Source organism: Roseateles sp., assembly GCF_036404855.1.
Classification (GTDB): Bacteria; Pseudomonadota; Gammaproteobacteria; order Burkholderiales; family Burkholderiaceae_C; genus Pelomonas.
In genome coordinates this window covers 1-3,820 of the sequence record NZ_DASWYS010000034.1, presented here as the reverse complement: position 1 = coordinate 3,820, position 3,820 = coordinate 1, and the positions used below count along the sequence as shown (strand labels likewise).

The following is a 3,820-nucleotide window of genomic DNA, read 5'->3' as shown; positions in this document are numbered from 1 at the left end:
ATGCCATCAGCGCCTGCATCAGCCCCGGCTGCAGCCACACGTCCCAGCATTCCTCTTCGGCGCCGAGCCGCTTCAATCCGGCGTGCACCGCGTCGGCCACCAGCCGCAGCCTCGCCTCGGCGGACGCAGTGCCGCAAGCTGGCAGCAGGCCGCGCAGCAGGCGATTGCGCGCAGCCGCGACACCGGCATTCAGGGTCAGCAGCCGCTGCACCTGCTGCAACGCCGTGCGGGCCGATGTGGCCGGCAGCGGTGCGCACAGCGGCAGGGCCGGCACGTCCAGCGGGCGCGTCGCATGCGCCGGACCCAACATCAGTACGGCCAGGCGCAGCCATTCGACGGGCGCGAGGCTTGCCGTGGGCTCGTCACGCAGGGACAGTGCCCACACCTCATCGAAGCCGCGCCGGCCCTTGGCGCGGTTCACGCGTGCCGACAGCATCGCGAGATTGGCAGCCGCGTAGGCGCCGTCGTTGTTGAGCCGGTCCACCGAGGCATCGCTGCCCAGGCGCGTCGCGTGGGTCAGGGGCTCGCGCGTGACCGGGCAATGGCTGACGTCCAGGCGCCGCAGCAGCTCGACGGTGACGTCGGGCGCCACGGCACGGCCACGCGCCAGCGCGCCCAGGCGCAGTTGCAGCCACTTGCGCGCGAAGCGGTCGTCCCGGCGCGGGCGGGTGCCGTGCCGGGCGGCGGCTGCCTCAAAGCCCTCGCGCACGGCGGACGGCCAGTCGGGCTGCAGCCCGATGCGGCTCAGCCCATGCAGATCATGGCCGAGGCGGCGCCCTGCCTCGACTGGGTCGATGGTTTCCATGACGATCATCTGAATCCCCGAAGGCCCGCACCAGGCTACCGCGTCGTCCCCGGGGCGGGCATATGCATTCCGGCACAAGGCCGGGTCGGCGTGGGTGGCGTTCAGCGACGCGGTGGGGGCGGCTTGGGGCGATGGGGGGCGTCCGCCCAGGCCGGTGCCGGCCCGGCGGGCCAGCGGCCGTTGACGGCCGTGGCGGGGATGCGCAATGGAGGCACGGGGGTGCCAAGCGTGAGCGCCGCACCGCCCACGGCGGCGCTGGCAACGAGGTCGTCCACCACGGGATGGACGCTGCCGACGCTGTGCACGCCGCCATCGGCCGCCTCATGCCAGTGACGTTGCACGCCATGGTGCTCGTGGCGCGCACCCAGCGCGTGGACGCGCACATGAGCCTCGGCGCGAAGCGCCTGCAGGCGCTCGGCCACCCGCTGCGCCAGCTGCAGCGCTGGCTGCAGCCATTCGGTCTGCAACCCGGTCGCCGGCGCCGTGTGCCAGTGCGCCGGCCCGAGCACGCGCAGGCTGGTGCTGGACGCGCCGTAGACCGGCAGCGCCAGCACAAGCAGCCACAAAAGCAGCGCGTGCAGCGTCCCGCGCATGATGCCCCGTCAGAACCCCAGCTTGAGCGTCACGCGGACCGTGCGCGGCTCGGCAGGGTGGACATGCCGGTCGGCCACCGGCGCCGCCTCACCGGGCAGCTGAGATTCGTAGAAGTACTCAATGTCATTGACCTTGCGGTCCAGCACGTTGAACACGTCAAAGGTGACCTCACTGTCGCGCCAAAGCTTGCGGCTGACTCGCAGGTTGGTCGTCAGCGACGAGCGCGAGCGCACGCTGTTGTCCTCGATCAGCGCCCCCGAACCCAGGTAGCGCCACTGCAGGCTGGCCGACCAGGGCCCCAGCTCGCGCAGGGTGACGGCGATGGAGCCCACCTTGTCCACCGCGTTGGGGATCCGGTTGCCGGCCGGGTCGGCATCCTTGAAGCGTGCATGCGTCCACGCGAGGTCGGCATCGACCAGCAGCCAGGGCACGGGCACGTAGCGGTTGTTCCATTCGATGCCGTGCCGCCTGCTGGGTCGGTTGGCTTCGGTGGCGCCGGCATCGCCGACATAGACCAGCTCGGAATCGAAATCCAGCTTCCACAGCGCGACCGAACTCTGCAGGCCCGGCAGCCATTCCGTGCGTGCCCCCAGCTCCAGGCCGCGCGCGGCGACGAGACCCGGCACCTTGTCGACGGCATCGCCGGTCCTGGGGTCGACGGTGGCCGTGGTGCCGCGCGCGTCGTTGCTGTGGAAGCCTCGGCCGGCGTTGAAGAACAACTCGGTCTTTGCCCACGGTCCGGCGACCAGCGACAGCTTGGGCGAGAACAGGTGGGCCGAGGCGCTGCCGGAGTTGGCGGCATCGCGAAGGCTGTCCACCTTGAAGCGCGCCTGGTCCGCCCGCAGGCCGACCACGCCACGCAGCCACGGTGCCAGCTCGACGGACGTCTGGCCGTAGGCGCCGAGCTGGGTCTCTCGCACGACGTCGTCTCGCGTGGTGCCGACGACGCGACGCGCCACTGTGTCATGCAGGCCCACTCGGATGCGGTCGTGGCGCAGTTGCATCCCGACCTCGCTCCTCGCCACCAGCTCGCCCAGGCGGTGCTCGACGGCGTGGCTGGCACTGACGCCGTAGACGCTGCGCTTGTCCTGCTGCAAGAACTGATCGCCCTCGTCCGGCCGCTCCAGCGCATAGGTGAAATTGGAGAAGAGCTGGAGCCGGTAGTTCATCGCGTAGGCCGCGACGCGCGTGGCCTCGCCCTCGGTGGTGCGATGCCATTCGCCGGACACGCTGGTGCGCCGCGTTTCGCCACCGTCGCTGACGTCGATGGCATCGAAGCGGCCGAAGGGCTTGCCGTCGTAGGTGCCAGCAGCGATGAGGCGCTCGGGCACCTGGTCGGTCGAGTTCCATCGGGCGTCGTAGGCCATCAGGCTGGCACTCCAGCCCTGGGCGCGCGTGCCGCCGGACAGCGTCAGCACGCCGTTGCTCTTGCGCAGGTGCTCGGGCAGCGTCCACGGCCCGTCGTTGTGCTGCACCTCGACGGCACCAAGCACCTGCAGGGCGCCGCCGAGGGTCGTGGAGCCAGCGCCGACGAAGCGCTGGAACTGACGCTGGCCCAGCGCCAGCGCAGCGAAGCTCTCGTCCAGCGTGCTGCGATAGGCGATGTCGGCCGAGCCGGCTGCGGAAAAGTTGCCGCTCTTCGCGAAGTACGGCCCCTTGCGGTACTCGATGCGGTCGACCAGCTCGGGAATGAGGAAGTTCAGGTCCGAGTAACCCTGACCATGGCCATGCGTCGGCATGTTCACCGGCAAGCCGTTGACCGTGGTTGCGAAGTCGGTGCCGTGGTCAAGGTTGAAGCCGCGCAGGAAGTACTGGTTGGCCTTGCCGTCGCCCGAATGCTGCGTGACGATGACGCCGGGCACGAACTCCAGCACCTCACCGGGACGTAACGCGGGGCGGCTCTTCAGCAGCTCGGCGCGGACGGCGCCCTGGGATGCGGCATCGGAGCTGCCGACGGCGTTGTCGTAGTGGCGGCCGCTGACCTCCACGCGCTCCAGCTCTGCCACCGCACTGGCGGACGGCTCGGGCTGACTGCCCTGGGCGGACGCCATCGCCAGCAGGCTGGCAGTGGCCAGCAGCGCCGGCCTGAACGTGCCGACGGATCGTGAGGACGCGGGCGTGCGGCCCCGCGATGGCCGCCACAGCGGCGAAAGGACTTTTGTCATTGGATTTGAGTTGTTCTGAAGCCGGCCTGCAGCGCAGGCGCAGCCACCGCCCGTCTTGCCATGACGGGCGAATTTATGGAGGGGGGGCTTGGCGGCGCAGCAGGTGGCGCCGGGTGCGGGATCAGCCGCGAGGCGGCGTCAACGGCGGCGCAACCACGCGGTCGCGCCAGTTGATGGCGAAAGCGGCGGGCGGGTCGCTGCCCTGCCGCCCCGTCACCGCGAGCGTGCCCGGCATCCAGGCCAGGAAAGCGGTGCC

At 70.7% G+C, this 3,820-nt stretch carries 3 protein-coding genes; all 3 read right to left on the bottom strand.

What is annotated here, in order from left to right; translation table 11 throughout:
* Positions 1–805 (bottom strand): hypothetical protein (locus tag VGF12_RS02025; RefSeq protein ID WP_331174379.1); only part of this gene is annotated, 805 nt, incomplete at its 3' end.
* A gap of 101 nt (positions 806–906) precedes the next feature.
* Complete coding sequence (locus tag VGF12_RS02020) at positions 907–1,398, bottom strand: hypothetical protein (protein ID WP_331174378.1); 492 nt, start codon at positions 1,396–1,398, stop codon at positions 907–909.
* 9 nt (positions 1,399–1,407) lie between these two features.
* Positions 1,408–3,564, bottom strand: a complete 2,157-nt coding sequence (locus VGF12_RS02015) for a TonB-dependent receptor (RefSeq protein WP_331174377.1) — start codon at positions 3,562–3,564, stop codon at positions 1,408–1,410.
* Between the last annotated feature and the right edge of the window lie 256 nt (positions 3,565–3,820).

What these genes read in the sequence shown, in the direction of transcription:
- VGF12_RS02015 (WP_331174377.1), bottom strand. Translation starts at nt 3,564, where the DNA reads ATGACAAAAGTCCTTTCGCCGCTGTGGCGGCCATCGCGGGGCCGCACG.
- VGF12_RS02020 (WP_331174378.1), bottom strand. Translation starts at nt 1,398, where the DNA reads ATGCGCGGGACGCTGCACGCGCTGCTTTTGTGGCTGCTTGTGCTGGCG.